General features: G+C 66.0%; 1 protein-coding gene. It reads right to left on the bottom strand.

Features of this window, described 5'->3' with window-relative positions:
• The coding region (locus HW932_RS21590; RefSeq protein WP_176978496.1) for an IS4 family transposase at positions 1-315 on the bottom strand (315 nt) is incomplete at both ends.

Below are 315 nucleotides of genomic sequence, written 5' to 3'. Positions count from 1 at the left end.
CTTGGCCAAGAGGTAGGCGGCCTGCCATTCCTCAGCCTCGAACACACCACTGGCATCGAGTTCGGGGGAGGTGCGTCCCAGATGCTTGAGGCGCGCGATGCGCCAGCTGATGATCAGGGTGCGCTCCAGGCGTTGGAGCGTGCTCAGCTGCAGCGCCTCGACCCGGCAGCCGACCTTCAGGGCCAAAAACAACAGTTCGATTTCCCACCGGGCGCGGTACCACTCGACCAGTTCCACGGCCGCCTCCAGCGTCTCGGCGCGGCGGTTGGTCAGCAAGCGCCATTCGATCGGTTTGACGCCGGCGGGCGCGTCGAT

Source organism: Allochromatium humboldtianum, from assembly GCF_013385175.1.
Classification (GTDB): Bacteria; Pseudomonadota; Gammaproteobacteria; order Chromatiales; family Chromatiaceae; genus Thermochromatium; species Thermochromatium humboldtianum.
The sequence above is the reverse complement of the archived record's forward strand: the minus strand, read 5'-3'. Positions and strand labels throughout refer to the sequence as shown.